The sequence below is a fragment of the Granulosicoccus sp. 3-233 genome (assembly GCF_052681095.1).
The window spans coordinates 13459-29121 of record NZ_JBQYLE010000025.1 but is presented as its reverse complement, the minus strand read 5'-3'; the positions used below and the strand labels follow the sequence as shown (position 1 = coordinate 29121).

The 15663-nt window shown below is 57.2% G+C and carries 13 protein-coding genes and 1 riboswitch; of the genes, 7 read left to right on the top strand and 6 right to left on the bottom strand.

Annotation, left to right across the window (positions count from 1 at the left end; genetic code table 11):
- The first annotated feature begins 403 nt into the window (after positions 1–403).
- Positions 404–1255 carry a hypothetical protein gene (locus tag ACUNV4_RS29610; protein ID WP_430882287.1) on the top strand — a complete coding sequence of 284 codons (852 nt, stop codon included), beginning with the start codon at positions 404–406 and terminating at the stop codon, positions 1253–1255.
- A 214-nt stretch (positions 1256–1469) separates the two neighbouring features.
- Here the strand turns inward: ACUNV4_RS29610 and ACUNV4_RS29605 are convergent, their stop codons facing one another.
- The 6 genes from ACUNV4_RS29605 to ACUNV4_RS29580 all read right to left on the bottom strand — a co-directional run bounded on the left by ACUNV4_RS29605 (position 1470) and on the right by ACUNV4_RS29580 (position 10073).
- Positions 1470–4313: a PAS domain S-box protein gene (locus tag ACUNV4_RS29605; RefSeq protein ID WP_430882286.1), complete on the bottom strand. Its 2844-nt coding sequence runs from the start codon at positions 4311–4313 to the stop codon at positions 1470–1472.
- A 464-nt stretch (positions 4314–4777) separates the two neighbouring features.
- A complete protein-coding gene (gene ribH / locus ACUNV4_RS29600; RefSeq protein WP_430882285.1) occupies positions 4778–5242 on the bottom strand; it encodes a 6,7-dimethyl-8-ribityllumazine synthase in 465 nt (154 codons plus the stop codon).
- Positions 5243–5282: 40 nt separating this feature from the next.
- Positions 5283–6545: a 3,4-dihydroxy-2-butanone-4-phosphate synthase gene (gene ribB, locus ACUNV4_RS29595; RefSeq protein ID WP_430882284.1), complete on the bottom strand. Its 1263-nt coding sequence runs from the start codon at positions 6543–6545 to the stop codon at positions 5283–5285.
- Positions 6538–7218 carry a riboflavin synthase gene (gene ribE, locus ACUNV4_RS29590; protein ID WP_430882283.1) on the bottom strand — a complete coding sequence of 227 codons (681 nt, stop codon included), beginning with the start codon at positions 7216–7218 and terminating at the stop codon, positions 6538–6540. Before ribE ends, ribB begins: the two co-directional genes overlap by 8 nt.
- Positions 7219–7220: 2 nt before the next feature.
- Positions 7221–8522, bottom strand: a complete 1302-nt coding sequence (gene ribD / locus ACUNV4_RS29585; protein WP_430882282.1) for a bifunctional diaminohydroxyphosphoribosylaminopyrimidine deaminase/5-amino-6-(5-phosphoribosylamino)uracil reductase RibD — start codon at positions 8520–8522, stop codon at positions 7221–7223.
- A gap of 61 nt (positions 8523–8583) precedes the next feature.
- Positions 8584–8755, bottom strand: a riboswitch (FMN riboswitch).
- Positions 8756–8858: 103 nt separating this feature from the next.
- Positions 8859–10073, bottom strand: coding sequence for a hypothetical protein (locus tag ACUNV4_RS29580; RefSeq protein WP_430882281.1), 1215 nt, complete (start codon positions 10071–10073; stop codon positions 8859–8861).
- 245 nt (positions 10074–10318) lie between these two features.
- Between ACUNV4_RS29580 and ACUNV4_RS29575 the strand changes: the two genes are divergently transcribed.
- The 6 genes from ACUNV4_RS29575 to ACUNV4_RS29550 all read left to right on the top strand — a co-directional run bounded on the left by ACUNV4_RS29575 (position 10319) and on the right by ACUNV4_RS29550 (position 15634).
- On the top strand, positions 10319–11038 hold the full coding sequence (locus tag ACUNV4_RS29575; protein ID WP_430882280.1) for a hypothetical protein: 720 nt from the start codon (positions 10319–10321) through the stop codon (positions 11036–11038).
- 216 nt (positions 11039–11254) lie between these two features.
- The gene (locus tag ACUNV4_RS29570; RefSeq protein WP_430882279.1) at positions 11255–11542 is read left to right on the top strand and encodes a hypothetical protein; all 288 of its coding nucleotides are present in this window, start codon (positions 11255–11257) and stop codon (positions 11540–11542) included.
- A 116-nt stretch (positions 11543–11658) separates the two neighbouring features.
- Entirely contained in the window at positions 11659–13947 is a 2289-nt protein-coding gene (locus tag ACUNV4_RS29565) for a Tad domain-containing protein (protein WP_430882278.1), read from the top strand.
- Positions 13940–14740: a TadE/TadG family type IV pilus assembly protein gene (locus ACUNV4_RS29560; protein WP_430882277.1), complete on the top strand. Its 801-nt coding sequence runs from the start codon at positions 13940–13942 to the stop codon at positions 14738–14740. Before ACUNV4_RS29565 ends, ACUNV4_RS29560 begins: the two co-directional genes overlap by 8 nt.
- Entirely contained in the window at positions 14737–15447 is a 711-nt protein-coding gene (locus tag ACUNV4_RS29555) for a hypothetical protein (protein WP_430882276.1), read from the top strand. Before ACUNV4_RS29560 ends, ACUNV4_RS29555 begins: the two co-directional genes overlap by 4 nt.
- The gene (locus tag ACUNV4_RS29550; protein WP_430882275.1) at positions 15440–15634 is read left to right on the top strand and encodes a hypothetical protein; all 195 of its coding nucleotides are present in this window, start codon (positions 15440–15442) and stop codon (positions 15632–15634) included. Before ACUNV4_RS29555 ends, ACUNV4_RS29550 begins: the two co-directional genes overlap by 8 nt.
- The last annotated feature ends 29 nt before the right edge of the window (positions 15635–15663 follow it).

Sequence of the window (15663 nt, the reverse complement as noted above, 5' to 3'; positions counted from 1 at the left end):
GTGAAATCACTACTGGCTTGTCTTCGAGTATCAACCATACGGGAGAACTGTTGACGAACGGCTTGATTCAACCCGGACGCAGTCATGCATTTGCGAAGTACGACGGTTGGAGAGGCCATGAGGTTCATCGACAAGCACAGAGACCCATAGAGCATAGTTTGCGCAAAAGCACCCTGCCGAGGTTACGCAAGATCGCTGGCTATGCGGCCCTCAGAAACTCGCCGGGAACCGCTGGCACTCCGCCACCACTGCGTGATATATTTGGCCCGGAGTATATACTTCATTTTGCGCTGACCGAAGTGTAATAAATTAAAAACCAATGACAATGGATTGAAGATCAACGTCATTAACATTTTCCAGAATTGAGATGACGTGATCTAATACAAGCTGGAGACCGCAACCAATGACTCAAGTTAAAGAAAGTGAGTTTCTAAAGAGGAAAATCACAGAGCTAGGACCTTGGCATCACAAAGTTGTAATTACGCCTGATATTTCGACGCAAATTGGTTCAGAAAGTGAGTCAAGAATTGGATCAGAAGGGACAGTCGTTCTGATCGATGACAAGCAAGAATTCGTTGACTTGTTGGGTTCGATCTACCCAGATGGTGTGAGTGGAAGAAGTTTTTTGGAAGCTGCCTGCAACTGTGCAGCTTATTCAAATTATTTTATGCAACTTGGTGGCGAAAAGGCATTTGGTTTCGATGCTCGAGAGCATTGGGTTAATCAAGCAAATTTTCTCAAAAAGCATTTACTCGACGATACGGAAGCAGCTCAGTTTCGTGTCGCAGATCTGGAAGGAGTCAAATCGATAGGACTGGACAACTACGACATTGGAATGTTCAAGGGAATTTTCTACCACCTGCCCGATCCAATATCCAGCTTGAAAACTATTGCGGACTTGACAAATGAGGTCCTGATTTTTAATTCCGCTTCGAGATACAGCCCCAGATCGGGTCTCGTATTGGCTCGCGAAGACACCAGTCATCTAATGAGCGGGATCTATGGATTGAATTGGTTTCCGACTGATCCAGCCGTTATTGAGAAACTGTTGCAAACTATGGGATTCAATGATTTCAGGGTGCTTTTTTGGCATAAACGACCGTCAATAAGAAATGGTATGAAAAGAGGTGTGACTCGTTTTCTCAAGAATACAATAGTCGGTAATGGTAGGTTTGGTCTGATCGCTGCCAGAAAAAAGGGATTTTTTGATCATTTTGATACAACCAAATTTACTGCCAAGTACAACAACTACTGAGAGTTGTTGCTTCCCCAGATATTACATCCAATGTCGAGACGGTTGCGTTCGAAGTGATGAATAACACCTCGTGGATGCAGGCTGAGGTGAAATTCACATTGCACTCTTGAAGAGGTCAAGTCTGACTTGAACTTCTGCCTCATGGGGGACAGGCCTTCTTGGCGGGCCTCAGAGAGGTGTGCAGACAGTCGCGCTGCTTCAGACTGATGTTTGTTCAGACATCAACAGGCCTTTTTCGTGACGCCTCGTTAACAGGCCTTGTTCGTGACGCCTCGTTGATCCGCTGTTGCAACTCGGCCAGGCTGTAGGGTTTCTGCAGAACCCCCAGCTTGCCGATATTGATATCACCGGCTTCAGCCATCTGTTCGTTGAAGCCGGATGTCAACAGAATCCTGCAATGTGGCAGCCTGCTCTGAACCCAGCGGGCGACGTCGAAACCCGACATGCCACCCTCCATCACGATATCGGTGAGTATCAGATCGAAGTCGGCATCTTCCTGAAGTATCTGCACGGCTCTGGCTCCATCGCTGGCCTGTCGGGTGTGGTAACCCAGAGCATGCAGCCGTTCAACGGTCAGCTCCCGTACCATGTCATTGTCTTCTACAACGAGAATGCGGCTGACTCGCTCGTTCGGGCGGGTGATACCCGGCTTGTCGCCGCTGTCGTCCACGCCCGGGTTTTCGCAGTGGCCGGGAAGATAGACATCGACCACGGCACCTTCATTGACCTCCGAGCTGATGTGCACATCGCCTCCGGACTGTTGCGCAAAGCCGTAGATGGAAGCCAGGCCAAGTCCGGTACTGGAGTCCTTGGTGGTGAAAAAGGGTTCGAACACGCGAGCCTTGACCTCATCGTCCATACCGTTGCCGGTGTCCGCCACGGACAACCTGATGTAGTTCCCGGGAGCCAGTCCGAGCGTCTTGCCGACTCCGTCTTCCGACACGGTCACGTTGCTCGTTTCGATGGTGATGGTGCCGCCCCTGGGCATGGCGTCTCGGGCATTGATGACCAGATTCACGACCGTGTTTTCGATCTCACTCGCATCCGCCAGAATGCAACGCAGATCATCGGCCAGATTCGATGACAGGGTGATGTGTTCCCCGATCGTTGAACGCAGCAGGTTGATGGCGGCAAGCACGTGTGTGTTGGCATCGAGCACCGTGGGCTCCAGCTGCCCCTGTCTGGCGAAGCTCAGCAATCTGCGCGTCAGGCGGGCCCCCATCTTGGCGGCGCTGTCAGCCTTGTCCAGGTAGCCTTGGTGCATTTCATCGGAAATGCCCATGGCCAGAAACTCCAGATTCCCGGTAATCACACTCAGAAGGTTGTTGAAATCGTGAGCAACACCGCCGGCGAGCTGGCCGACAGCTTCGATCTTGCGCGAACGCTGTGACCGCTCCTCGGCCTCGAGCTTTACCGTCACATCCCGATTGATACCGATGTAGTGAGTCAGCTTGCCTGCCAGATTGTGTACAGGGGAGAGGGACAGGTCGTTCATGAACTGCGAACCATCCTTGCGTGTACTCTTGAACAGCACATGCACGGATTCTCCTCTAGCCTGAGCTGCCTTGACTTCCAGGTGGGGCAGTTTCTGATGATGGTCCTTTTGCAGAATCGCCGCACCTTGCCCGATCAGCTCGTCGGCCGTGTACCCGGTCATGGCACACAAGGCCTCGTTGACGTAAACCAGGGGACTGTGTTCCTGAGTGGCATCGATGATGGTGACACCGACATCGACTGCCTCGATGGCGCGTTCGCGCAAGCGCACGTTTTCTTCCTGGCGTTGACGCTCGCTGATGTCCTGAACAATGGCGGTATAGACTGGTGGCGTCTGCATTGCCATGTACTGAAAATGCGTGGATACCGGATAGGTAGTCCCGTCCTTTCGCCTGTGCACCGTTTCGAAGACCTGCGCATCCAGCTCACCGGCTCTCAAGGGAGCAATCAGCTCGTTCATGTTCTCTTGCGTCAGACCTTCGACGAAATCCCAAGGCATCAGCTGCTGAGATTCATCCACGCCATAGCCGAGATTTTCCCGTGCCGAGCGATTGGCATTCAGCAGTTGAAAGCTGTCGGCATCACAGACATAGATCTCATTGGCGGAATCTTCGACGATCTGCGCCAGCCGGTTGCGACTGGCCCGCGCCTGTTCACGCTCTTCAGTGGTTCTGGACAGGCGCAGGGAGCTATCCATGGCAAGAATCCGATCCGAGGCGTCACGCAGAACGCTGACAAAACTGATGACCCTGCCTTCGGAATCCTTCAATGGTGAGACTGTCAGTTCGTTCCAGAATTGGGTGCCGTCCTTGCGATAGTTCTTGAAGGTCAGTGCGCACTGGCGCTGCTCCGAGATGGCACTACTCAATATCGCCCGGCTGTCGGGATCCGTTTCGGGGCCCAGCAGGAATTGACAGGTCCTGCCCAGAACCTCTTCCTTGGCATAACCCGTCATCAGTTCGAACGCCCGGTTGACATAGGTGATCGGGTTGTCGGGCCGACTGGCATCGGTGATCATCACGCCGTCCTGCACGCTTTGCTCGATGATGTTATCGATGGCCGTGATTCTGGAGTCGAGTCTTTCGCGAAGCAGCTCCATGATGGCATTGGCCAACTGAGCGAGGCCGTCTCGCTGTGAGGAGGTCAGGCGACGCGGTTGGGTATCGATGACGCACAAGGTGCCAAGGGCAAATCCATCGTGAGTGACCAGCGGGTTGCCTGCATAAAAGCGGATATGGGGGTCGCCGGTTACCAGCGGGTTGTTCTTGAAGCGCTTATCCTGACTCGCGTCTTCCACTTCCAGCAGTCTGGTGGGTTCCAGGATGGCGAGGCCGCAGAAGGAAAAATCACGCGCAGCCTCCTTCATGGACATGCCGACGCAGGACTTCAACCATACTCGGGTGGAGTCGACCAGACTGATCAGAGCAATGGGTGTTCCGCACAGATTGGCAGCTGCCTGCGAAATACTGTCCAGCACGGCGTCGGAAGGCATATCGAGAATGCCATAGCGCTTCAGAACCGCGACTCGCTCGGTTTCGTTCGAAGGAATCCGGGGTGTGCTCATGGATCCCCCCAGCCAGTGAGTCTTGGGGGAGGTCTCCTCGACGTGATCTGGGTCAATGTCTGAACAATCACTCGCTTTTATGTATATCAGTTCCTCAGACTAGCACGTCTGATGGTTCTGGCGCATCAGTCTGAACAGGCTCGCGAAGGAATTGTCCTCATGCGAGCCGAGAGATGCACAGGTTTCGTTGCAGTATATAACAGCGTAAGTCGCTGATAATCGCTTTCCGTCAGTAGCGGCGTCGAGTGTTGCGGTGGCGTGAAGCGGTGCTTGAGGTGCTTGAGGTGCGGAAGAAGCGGGAGTGATGGAGTGATGGAGTGATGGAGTGATGGAGTGATGGAGTGATGGAGTGCGGGAGTGCGGGAGTGCGGGAGTGCGGAAGTGCGGGAGTGAGGGAGTGAGGGAGGCTCGAACCGCTCGAGCCTCCCGGCCGTTCCTTGATCAGGCTGATCAGATTGACTTGATCAGAGTGACTTGAGCAGATTGGCCATTTCAATGGCTGCCATGGCGGCTTCGGCGCCTTTGTTGCCCGCCTTGCTGCCGGAGCGTTCGATTGCCTGTTCCATGGTTTCAGTCGTGATGACACCGAAAGTGGTGGGCACGCCTGTCTGCCATGCCGTATTGCTGATGCCCTTGCTGGCTTCCCCGGCGATCAGGTCGAAGTGAATGGTGCCACCACGAATCAGTACACCCAGGCAGACGATGGCATCGTACTTGCCACTCTCGGCCATCTTCTTTGCCGCCAGCGGTATTTCGTAGCAGCCGGGAACCACCGCCACGGTAATGTCATCATCGGCTACATCGTGACGCAGCAATGCATCCTTGGCGCCTTCGAGCATGCGATGACCCATGAAGTCGTTCCAGCGGGTACAGACGATACCGATCTTCAGACCGGTGCCAATGAGTTTTCCTTCTATCAGGTGTGTCATGAGTATGTGCTGTGGATTGAAGTGATGATGTCAAGAGGGGTCAGGAGAACTCATGGCCCATCTTCTCGGCCTTGGTCTTCAGATAGGCTTCGTTATGGGAGTGCGCTCCCACGACATGGGAAACACGCTCGGAGACACGGATGCCAAGGCGCTCCAGAGCGCGGTGTTTTTCAGGGTTGTTGCTGAGCAGACGAATACTGCCGATGCCCAGCGCATTGAGCATGGCCGCAGCCACATCATAGGTACGTGCATCGGCAGGGAACCCCAGTTGATGGTTCGCATCCACCGTATCCAGGCCCTGATCCTGCAACTCGTAGGCGCGAATCTTGTTGCCCAGACCGATACCTCGACCTTCCTGGCGCAGATAGAGGATGACGCCATTGCCCTGCTGCTCGATGGTCTGCATGGCGGCCTGCAACTGCGCTCCACAGTCACAACGCAGGGAGCCGAAGCTGTCGCCGGTCAGGCATTCCGAATGTACGCGGGTCAAAGGGGATGTGGCACTGGGCTCACCCTTGAGCAGAGCGCTGTGCTCCAGCCCCTGACGGTCGCGAAAAACCACGATGTCGAAACTGCCGTGCGCTGTTGGCAGGGCGCTACGACCGATTTCGGTAACCAGAGGTTCTGCGTCGTCGACTGGCTGCACGCTGGCACCGGTTTCATCGGTATCATCGAGGCCTTCCAGTTCACGCCGGAAGCTTGCCAGTTGTTCGACGGAGATGATGGGCAACTGATGCTCGCTGGCAAAGCGGCTGAGTTCTTCCAGCCGCATCATGGTGCCATCCTCGCGCATGACCTCGCAGATGATGCCTGCGGGAGTCAGGCCGGCCAGCATGGACAAGTCGACACTGGCCTCTGTCTGGCCGCGTCGTTCCAGCACACCGCCATCACGGGCACGCAGCGGGAACATGTGTCCCGGCATGGCGATATCGGCCGGTGTGGTGTCGGGATCGATCAGCGTGCGGATGGTTTGCGCCCGGTCTTCAGCCGAGATACCGGTGGATACACCATGAACGGCCTCGACAGACAGGGTGAAGCCCGTGCCGAATCCACTACGATTCTGCGCCTGTGGCACCATCATCGGAATCTGCAGGCGATCCAGCAGAGCGCCTCGCATTGCCAGACAGACAAGTCCCCTGGCGTGGGTGACCATGAAATTGATGGCTTCGGCTGTGACGAAATCTGCCGCCAGTACCAGGTCTCCCTCGTTTTCGCGATCTTCGTCATCCACGACGATGACCATGCCACCCTGACGATACAGGGCCAGCGCATCCTCAACCGAGGACAGAATCGAATCAGTCATAACCGTTCTCCCTGAGAAATTCCGGAGTAATGGCCGAGGCAGGTGCGCCACTGCCTGTGGTGCTGCCACTGTGAGCCACGGCAACTCCTTGCTGTATCAGACGTTCCACGTACTTGCCGAGCACATCCACCTCGATGTTCACGCCATCGCCAACGCTCTTGCCGGGCATGACGATGTGAGCCTGGGTGTAGGCGACCAGCGTGACACTGAACCAGTCATCGCCGACATCCACCACGGTCAGACTGGTGCCATCGAGAGTGATATAGCCCTTGGTGACGATGTAGCGCATCAGCTCTGCAGGCGCTGCAATGGTGACCCAAAGAGCATCCTCGTCCCGCCGGAACTTGCGGATGGTGCCAGTGGCATCGACATGACCCTGCACGAAGTGCCCGCCCATGCGAGTCGTCGGAGTCACGGAGCGTTCCAGGTTGACCTTCGAGCCGTGAACCAGAGAATCGAGGTTGGTGCGCTTGCGCGTCTCCGGTGCCAGCCCGGTCACGAAACCGTTGGCGTCGAGTTCCGTCACGGTCAGGCACACGCCATTGACCGCAATGCTGTCCCCGAGCGCCGTACCTTCCAGTACGGTTGCGCAATCGATGGACAGCGCGTAGCCATCGCCCGAGCGACGGCAGTCTCGCACCGTACCCAGTTCTTCCACAATACCGGTAAACATGTCTAGATCTTGTCCTGATTGATGGGGTGAGGTGACGATGTCTGTGTCACCTGTTCCGAATGAATGACGCAACCACGCACCAGCAGATCCTTGCCGACGGTCTCGATCTGGATGTCTCCCAGCGTGGTGGCATCATCGAGTGAGTCACTGCCCAGGCCGGCGAAGGCCGGGCGAGCCTGTTGGCCACCGATAAGCGTAGGGGCGATGAAGCACCAGACTTCATCGAGCAGTCCGGCATCCCGAAAGGCACCGTGAATCGATGCGCCGCCTTCCAACAGCAGGCTCTGAATGCCACGAGCCCCCAGGGCATCGAGTACGGCGCGTGGATCGCAACCCGGTCCCTGCTCGCTGGCAGGCAGTTCCAGTACATCGAAACCGCGTTCTTCCAGCGTCCGGCGATGCTCGGCAGGCATCAGTCGTGTCGTCAGCACCAGGGTTCGCGAGGATTGAGACGGGTCGAACAGACGGGCGCTGAGCGGCACGCGTCCTGTGCTGTCGAGCACCACCGGTCTGGGGTGGCGTACATCGGCAGCGTCCAGTTGTGATGAGGGCAGGCGTACCGTCAATGAGGGATCATCACAGATGACGGTATCGGCGCCCACGAGAATGGCATCGACCGCCTGGCGCAACTGGTGTCCGCGTTGCCGGGCTTCCGGGCCGGTAATCCATTGGCTGTGACCGGTCCGGGTGGCAATGCGCCCGTCCAGACTGCTGGCTGACTTGGCGATGACATAGGGGCGTCTGGTGCTCAGATGAGTCAGGAAGAAGCGGTTCTGGAATCTGGCCTCGTCGCCCAATACACCCTGCGTCAGCTGAATGCCATGCTCGCTCAGTCGCTGCGCGCCGCCGGCAGCACGCGGGTTCGGGTCGGCCATGGCATAGACGACATGTGCAATGCCGGCATCGATGATGGCCTGGGTGCAGGGTGGCGTGAGGCCGTGATGGTTACAGGGTTCGAGCGTGACATACAGGGTGGCACCGACGGTGAGCGGCTCTTTCAGATCAGGTCGCCAGGCAGGGTGTGAGGTGTTGCTGGCGGCTGACCGCAGCGCATTGACCTCGGCATGGTGGTGTCCGTAACGGGCATGCCAGCCTTCGCCCAGTACCACGCCGTCACGCACCACAACGCAGCCAACCAAGGGGTTGGGTGTGGTGCAGCCCGCGCCTCTGGCAGCAAGGTCCAGCGCCTGTTGCATGAAATGTTCGTGAGACTGCACTGCGGTTGACGACCCCTGAAAGTAACGATGCAGGGGCGAAAGCAGGCACTGGCGTCGTGCGAATGACCGGCCGACGGGCGGCAGCATCCACAAACGCAGGTTGAACCTGCGGGACTGTGAATGACAGGCGCACGCAGGCAACGACAGCGACCAACTTCTCTCATCCGGACTCTAACCGTCGGCTCTGGAATCTGACCAGATCCACCGTCCGGCAACCGTATTGCTGATGGTCGCCTCGTGGGTCACGGGCTTGACAGCGTTCGCTGGCGCGAATCTGTCCTACCGCCGGTGGGGAATTTCACCCCGCCCCGAAGTTTGGTTCAGGTGAGAAATTACGCTATTGCCGCTGCGTTTGCAACGGGGTCGTTGTAAAAATTCGCCTGAACAGCTTTGTTGACATAGCGGCAGCAGTCCGGCAAAGCTTCAGGGAATGATGACAACCTGCAGCCGGATGCCGTATTGCTGCAGCAGGTCGGTTCTGGCCTGTTCGATCTGGCGCCAGTGTTCCGGACTGGCCATGTCCTGACGGATGATCAGATGCAGACTGACGTATTGAGAGGGGTCTTGCACGATATGGGTGGTGCGGCCTTGTTCGGTTCTTGACAGCACACCATCACGGTTCAGCGGGTCCAGGAATCGCGACTGTATCTGCGCACCGTCGCGCAGCAGTCGCTGATGCAGGGCGTCGGGGGCTTGCGGATCGTTGAAGCTCGGGCTGGCCAGGTCCCGGCTTCGTACCACGATCAGTTCCTCATCATCAATGAAATCCACGATGGGGTAGGAACGGTTGGTGGGAATCAGGGCGTTGTAGGGAGCAAGCTGTGCGATACCACGTTCGATTTCCTCACCTCGCACGGTCCCGTAGTAATCGACGAAATAGCTCTGGCAGGAGGCTGGTCTGGCATCCAGAGCAGTGGCTCCGGGCGGCAGGGCAACTTCATCGAAGCCCGCCACCGGGTTGGCCTGTGTATCGCACTGCTGTGGTGCCGATGGTGAATCCGTGGTGGTCGGCGGCGTGAAGCAGGGGTCGGTGTCCAGAAGCGTGATGCGGCCATCCGGTGTGTGTACCCGGGAGGCGGACCCTTCCGGATGTTCGATCAGGATCTGCTCGCCGAACTGGTCGCTGATGGTATGCAGCCGTCCCTTTTCGTAGTCAAGCCTGAGTGATTGCCCATCGGGAAAATGCACGCGCGTAGGCCAGGATCCCTGGAATTCGGTGGTGACCCCACTGGCATGGGTCCACATGGGACTGCCGTTGTTGTCGTGCAAGGTGCCGCTGTTCTCATTCTCGGCCCGAAAGCTGCCATCCTCCTGCTGAAGGAAGCGATGAGCCTGTCCATGCTGGTCGAAGATCACCCGGTCATCACCGTCGCCCGTCAGTCGAATCTCGTAGTCATGACGCCAGCGCGACGCCGTTCCTGCATTGGTATCGCTGCTGACACTGCGATGTCTCGAATAATGCAAGGGCGACTCATTGCTTTCATAGTCGACAATCTCGACACAGCTGGTTGAACAATGCAGCTCGGGCAGGGCGCTACTGTCGGCATGAGCGGTGAGAGAACAGATGATTGGCAACAGGTACAGAGTCGGTGGTACGACAGACCCTGCGTATTCGTTCGTGACGTATCTGGTGCTCATCATTCCATCCCTGAATGTGTGAAGCAGTAGGTGGTGCAGTTCACCGAGAGAGTGACTTGTCAGTCAGTGCAGACCTGCCCCGGTCATGCTCAGATTAGGCAGGCAAGGTTCGTTTTGCAACGGCCACGTCACGGTTTCACCGTTCGGGTTTACAGTACCGTGGCCTCGTTCACCAAAATCGGCGTTGACGCATGAAATCGCCTCGGTTACTTTTTCTGCACCCTCACTGACATGGATTCGTCAAGGTGACACCTCGCATTTCTGCCATCTCGCTTTGCTACTACCTGCTGTTTGTCACGCTACCTGCACTGGCAGCTGTGGAGACGACAGAGCCACCATCCTTCACGGCCATCCATCGCCTTTGGCATGAGCCGTCAGACACCGTTCTGGACGAAGCCCGGCTTGTTTACAGTCAATGGGGCTTGCGGGCCGAGCAACTGGCCGACGATTCCGGCAATGTGTTCATTGCCAACCACGCCGAAGACGCCTTCTGGTTTCTCGACCGCAAACGCCGCCTCGTGCACGAAATCCCGGTCGTTGTCAGTGATTCGTCAGCAGAGGAGGGGGAGAGCGATGTCGCCGGACCACCCATTGCAGGTGCGCGGCCTGGTCCGCCGGAGAGTGCGCCAGGTGTTCTCTCAGTAGTGCAACTCGAACCCTGCAAGGGCATGGTGAAAGTGTCCCTCGGAGATTCGGTTTTCCAGGGGCGTGATGTTCACCGCTGGTCCTGCCTGATCGATGGCGAGCGTTTCGAGGAGCACTGGTTCGCTGCTGACCCTGGGGTCGTGGTGCGAATGGCAAGCCGGGATGGCTTTGTCAGAGAGCTGACGGAAATTCACGAACGTCATGCCTCAGCTGCCTATTTCAGGCCTCCGTCACATTACCGGTCTGTTGAAATTGAGGAACTGATCAACCCCGCTGTGCCAATCAGTTCCTACGTTGAAAAGAAAATTGGCCAGCCTTGATACGGAAATTCATTTTTTCCATGATGGAGCATACAGATATGGATATTTCTCATTGAAACGGCGCACACATTCAGGTTGAAATCTGGCCGCCCGGGAGTTCACGGGTGGTCAGTGAAAAGTGCGCATCACCACTCATCTGCAGACTTGCAGGATCACCGCATGTTCCAAGCGCAGTTGTCTCGTTCGTCAACTTTCATTTGCAAAAGGAGATAAGCAATGAAATCAATCAATACAACCAAAGGCACCACCGAATTGTCTGTCGATTCTCGAAGAATCAGGGGACAGGGACTAACCGAGTACATCATCATCGTCGCCCTGATTGCAATTGCGTCGATTGTCGCCGTCAGTTTCTTCGGCTCCAGCGTCAAGGCCAGTTTCCTGTCACTGGGCTCGGACCTCGTGGGTGGTGATGCGGTCAATCGCACTGAAGTGGTTCAGGAGAACTTCAATGCCGCGGAGGAGAAGGCCAAGGCCAAGGTAACCCTCAAGGACTACAACAACTGATTCCGGCCAGCATCACATAGCCGGCACAGTGACTGGTTCGCCAGCTGTTCTGTCAGCAGGCAGTCAGGGCAGCCAGTCACTGTCTTCGAGGGCGCATTGCAGCGGAGGCAATGACGATGAAATACCAACAAGGACAGGTACTACCGCTGGGACTGGCGCTACTGGTCTTCGGCATGCTGGGAGCCTATGTCCTGTTCAATACAGGTCAGGTGGCCACCGACAAGATGAAGCTGGCCAATACCGCCGATGCTGCCGCCTACAGTGGCACGCTCTGGCAGGCCAGAGCCCTGAATTTCCAGTCCTACACCAATCGGGCGATGGTCGCCAACCAGGTCTCCATCGCACAGGCAGTGACCCTGCAGTCCTGGGTGGCCTATGGTGCGGTTGCCAGCGAGAACATCTCTACGGTTCTCAAACCGGTTCCCGTATTCAACGTGGTCAGCGAAGGATTGCAGCGAGGGCTGGATACCGTGGAAGGGGTGGTTACACCGGTTGCCAATGCGATGCTGACGGTGGTTGATGCCGTCAACCGTGGCCTGTCACTGTCTCAGGAAGCCATGTTCGTCAGCACGTTCGTGGCCACGCCGGATGTGGTTCGTTCCGTCGTTAACGAGACCGATGAGCGCTTCGAGATCAACACCGGGTTCAGCGGTGCAGGTCTTGCCGACAATCTGCATCAGTGGCGTTCTTTCACGGATGGCTTCGATGGTGATGACATGGCCGCCATGGATGAGCGTGTACAGATGATCAACGATTCGCGCGACGGTTTCAGTCAGCAACGCAACTGGAAATTCTTCAATTTCTGGTTCTATTCCACGCCATTGACGCGACACCAGATACGTCGGGAGGGCACCACCGAGCTCATACGCGTGAATTCCATGGACGGTATCCAGTGGGAATGGAAGGCCAAGGACACCATGTCATTGCATAACCGGCTCTGGCACTGGAAGGGGACCAAACGTTACGAGGTTCCGATAGGCTGGGCTGAAGCCTTTGCCAATAGTGCGAATGCCGGTCGTACCATCGAACCGGGTGCGTGTACGTCGACCATGCAGATGATTCGTGGCAATTGTGCGCGTTTTCTGGGCATGAATCGATACGGCGAATACCGGGCGGATCTCGGCATTCGCTCCCTGCGTGGGCAGCAGACACGTATCGCGATGTCCAACTACACCGGTGTACAGGCCTACCGTTCACTGAGTCGTGCCACCATCGAGCAGGACAAGCCGACAATCAGCCTGAAGGTGGAAGTGGCTTTGCCCACCGAGGCTGTCAGTGGCAGTGATGCACTGGGATCCCGTGGACAGTTTGCTGCACCCTTGACTGCCCCGGGTGACAGGCTGAGTTCCGTCAGTGTGGCGGAAGTGTTCTACCAAAGACCCGATGAAGAGATGCCAGGCAGGGCCAGTGTCGCGCTGGAACCTGCCAATGGATACAACCCGTATTGGGCGTCGAGACTGAGCCCCGTTTCATCGGCCGACCGTCTGTTCGCGTTGTCGCTGCGTGGCAACGGTGGTTCCACCAGTACACCGACGTCCAACGAAGGAGGGCTGCCCGAGTCGACCACAGCCTTGTCTGACTACCAGGAGAATGATGGGCCTGTTTCTGGTGCTGACGGGGCAAGCGCTGATGCCGCTGGCAACGGTGAACGTGCTGCAGTTGGGGGGGCGCAGAACCCGACGAGCCTGCAGACGGCCTCTCTCTCATCGCAGGCAAACAGCCATGTGCAGGATTTCGAATCCGTTGCCGCAGCGCAGGTGACGGGTGAGCTGGACCGGCTGCGTCAGGATATCGAGGATCAGTTGATGGCGGCCTTGCGCGATCGTGTTGGTGATCTGCTGGCCGGTGCTGTTTCCCGGCGCTTCGGTGGCAACGCCAACAGTCTGGATGAGCTGGGGGACGATCTTCAACAGCTTGCCATCGATCGAGTCGGGGAGCTGGCGACTGCCGAGGCCGTGGAGCCATTCATCGAGGCCGTCAATGAGGCCACGGCAATGGCGGAAGCGCTGGAAGAGGAATTCCGGGCCATTCGCCAGACGATCGTCGACGGTTTCCGCGAGTCCTTCGACACGTTGAGCGCCGAGATGGCAGAGGAGGTGGGACGTCTGGAAGCCCGACTGGAAGAGCATCGCGAGCAGCTTCTGGAGAGCGATCTTGCCCAGTCGACACGAGAGACGACAGAGGATGCCATTGACACCTTGAATGATGAGATTGCCGAGCTGCAGCAGACGTTCAGGGAGGAGCTGGCAGATGGGCTCATGGGGATCGTCAATGAGTCCAGCGATCTGTATGTGATGCAAAGGGATGAGGCGCTGTATCTGGTCGATGAATTCCTGCGTACCGAAGTGGACGAGATCAGTCTGCCGTGGCTGGAACAGATCGAGGAGGACGACACCGATGATTGATCCGCGATGCAGGGAAAGCGGCAGTGCACTGGTCGAGGCCAGCATCCTGATGGTGGTCATGGTCCCACTGGTCTTCGCCGTGGCGATGATCGGCAATCTGATCGACCTGAAGCAGACCAGTGAACAGGCCGGGCGTTATGCGGCCTGGGAAGCCACGGTATACCCGTCGTCCGGTCCGGGAGGGAGCAGACCGGCCTCGGTCAAGGAGCGCTTCTTTGGCGATCCGGCAAATGTCGTGTCATCCCGTGCAAGCGAGGCGGGTAGACATTCATTGTGGGGCGAGTCCGAGTCAGGTAGCGACCGAAGCTGGTCGGGGAAAACAGCCATCAGCATCGATGAATCGACGGTACTGGCAGCTGCGCATCAGCACGGAGCGGGTGAGTCCACGCTGGCCATGCACGTCGGGGAGGTTGCCGGCAAGGCCGGCACCGTACTGGATGGGCTCAGCGGCAACAGTTGGGGACTGAGCAGCAACGGTCTGGTCAGATCCTCCATTGGCGTGCAGGTGAAAACCAATGATTGGTTGACTGCGGCTTCATCGCAAGGCTGCGGGGACACCCGCAGTTTTGCCTGTCTGCAGAGTAGTTCCGTCATTCTGGTCGATGGCTGGAGTGCATCGAGTGACGATCAGGCACGTCGTCGCGTGCGTTCCCTGGTACCGGCGTCTGCCTTGCAACCTTTGGGTGATGTGATTTCCAACGTCGGTCATATTCCGATGTTCAAGGAGCTCAAACAGCTCGATGGCGCGTTTGGTCACGTGGATATGAACGTGCTACCGGAGTATGCGCAATGAATCGGTCTTTCCGCCGAGTCCTGAGGACACTGGCCGCCCTGTGCCTGTTCGTCTGGTCTGCGTCAGTTGCCTCTGCGACCACGGCCGAGCACTTGTCGCGTATACCGTTGCCGTTCAACGCCAGCATCCAGTCCGTTGGCAATAACCTGCAGCACAATGGCCAGCAGGTCTCGGTGGCAACCTTCCGTTCTGCAGCACCGCTCGACGAGACGGTCGCCTACTATCGAGAACTCTGGTCGCAGGAAAGGGCAGAGGGCATCCCGGGCATGGTCGAGAATCATGCCGGGCAGTGGCTGATCCTGGGGCAGCTGCAGAACGGGTTTCAGGCAGTCCTGCAGCTGAACCGTGAAGAACATTCTCGCAGTGAAGGCTTCCTGTCGGTGATGCAGCTGGGCGCGGCTCATGTGTCGACGTCGTCGGATGGCCTGCTACCCGGCATGCAGAGAGTCTCTACCACACGGTCTCAGGATGGAGGCCGCGTGTCCGAACTCTCGGTCTATCTGTCGAGCGAGGCCGTCGAGCCTCTGAGCCGGCAACTCGCTGGATTCTGGCAGAGCAAAGGCTGGATCCTGGTGTCCAGCGAGACCTATGCACAGAATCGCGTACTGCTGCTCAACCGAGAGTCGGCGCAACTGGAGATCGTGATCAGCCAGGATTCGAGTGGCGGAACGCTGGTCGTCATCAATGAAGTGGATGATCATGATTGATCACAGGAAGGGGACGGGCTTGCGTCAGAAGGGGTCTGCCAGTGTCGAATATGTCGTGCTGACCCTGATTGTTGTCGGTGTTCTGTTCCTGCCGTTGCCGGGACTGGGCGAATCACTGGTGAATACCCTGGTGTCGGCCCTGCGCCAGTTTCAGGCCAATACCACTTATCTACTCTCACTTCCATGAACAGAACGAAATCCTGATACTGAATGGCT

What these genes read in the sequence shown, in the direction of transcription:
- ACUNV4_RS29580 (WP_430882281.1), bottom strand. Translation starts at nt 10,073, where the DNA reads ATGAGCACCAGATACGTCACGAACGAATACGCAGGGTCTGTCGTACCA.
- ACUNV4_RS29550 (WP_430882275.1), top strand. Translation starts at nt 15,440, where the DNA reads ATGATTGATCACAGGAAGGGGACGGGCTTGCGTCAGAAGGGGTCTGCC.
- ACUNV4_RS29565 (WP_430882278.1), top strand. Translation starts at nt 11,659, where the DNA reads ATGAAATACCAACAAGGACAGGTACTACCGCTGGGACTGGCGCTACTG.
- ribH (WP_430882285.1), bottom strand. Translation starts at nt 5,242, where the DNA reads ATGACACACCTGATAGAAGGAAAACTCATTGGCACCGGTCTGAAGATC.
- ACUNV4_RS29605 (WP_430882286.1), bottom strand. Translation starts at nt 4,313, where the DNA reads ATGAGCACACCCCGGATTCCTTCGAACGAAACCGAGCGAGTCGCGGTT.
- ACUNV4_RS29555 (WP_430882276.1), top strand. Translation starts at nt 14,737, where the DNA reads ATGAATCGGTCTTTCCGCCGAGTCCTGAGGACACTGGCCGCCCTGTGC.
- ribD (WP_430882282.1), bottom strand. Translation starts at nt 8,522, where the DNA reads ATGCTGCCGCCCGTCGGCCGGTCATTCGCACGACGCCAGTGCCTGCTT.
- ACUNV4_RS29570 (WP_430882279.1), top strand. Translation starts at nt 11,255, where the DNA reads ATGAAATCAATCAATACAACCAAAGGCACCACCGAATTGTCTGTCGAT.
- ribB (WP_430882284.1), bottom strand. Translation starts at nt 6,545, where the DNA reads ATGACTGATTCGATTCTGTCCTCGGTTGAGGATGCGCTGGCCCTGTAT.
- ACUNV4_RS29560 (WP_430882277.1), top strand. Translation starts at nt 13,940, where the DNA reads ATGATTGATCCGCGATGCAGGGAAAGCGGCAGTGCACTGGTCGAGGCC.
- ribE (WP_430882283.1), bottom strand. Translation starts at nt 7,218, where the DNA reads ATGTTTACCGGTATTGTGGAAGAACTGGGTACGGTGCGAGACTGCCGT.
- ACUNV4_RS29610 (WP_430882287.1), top strand. Translation starts at nt 404, where the DNA reads ATGACTCAAGTTAAAGAAAGTGAGTTTCTAAAGAGGAAAATCACAGAG.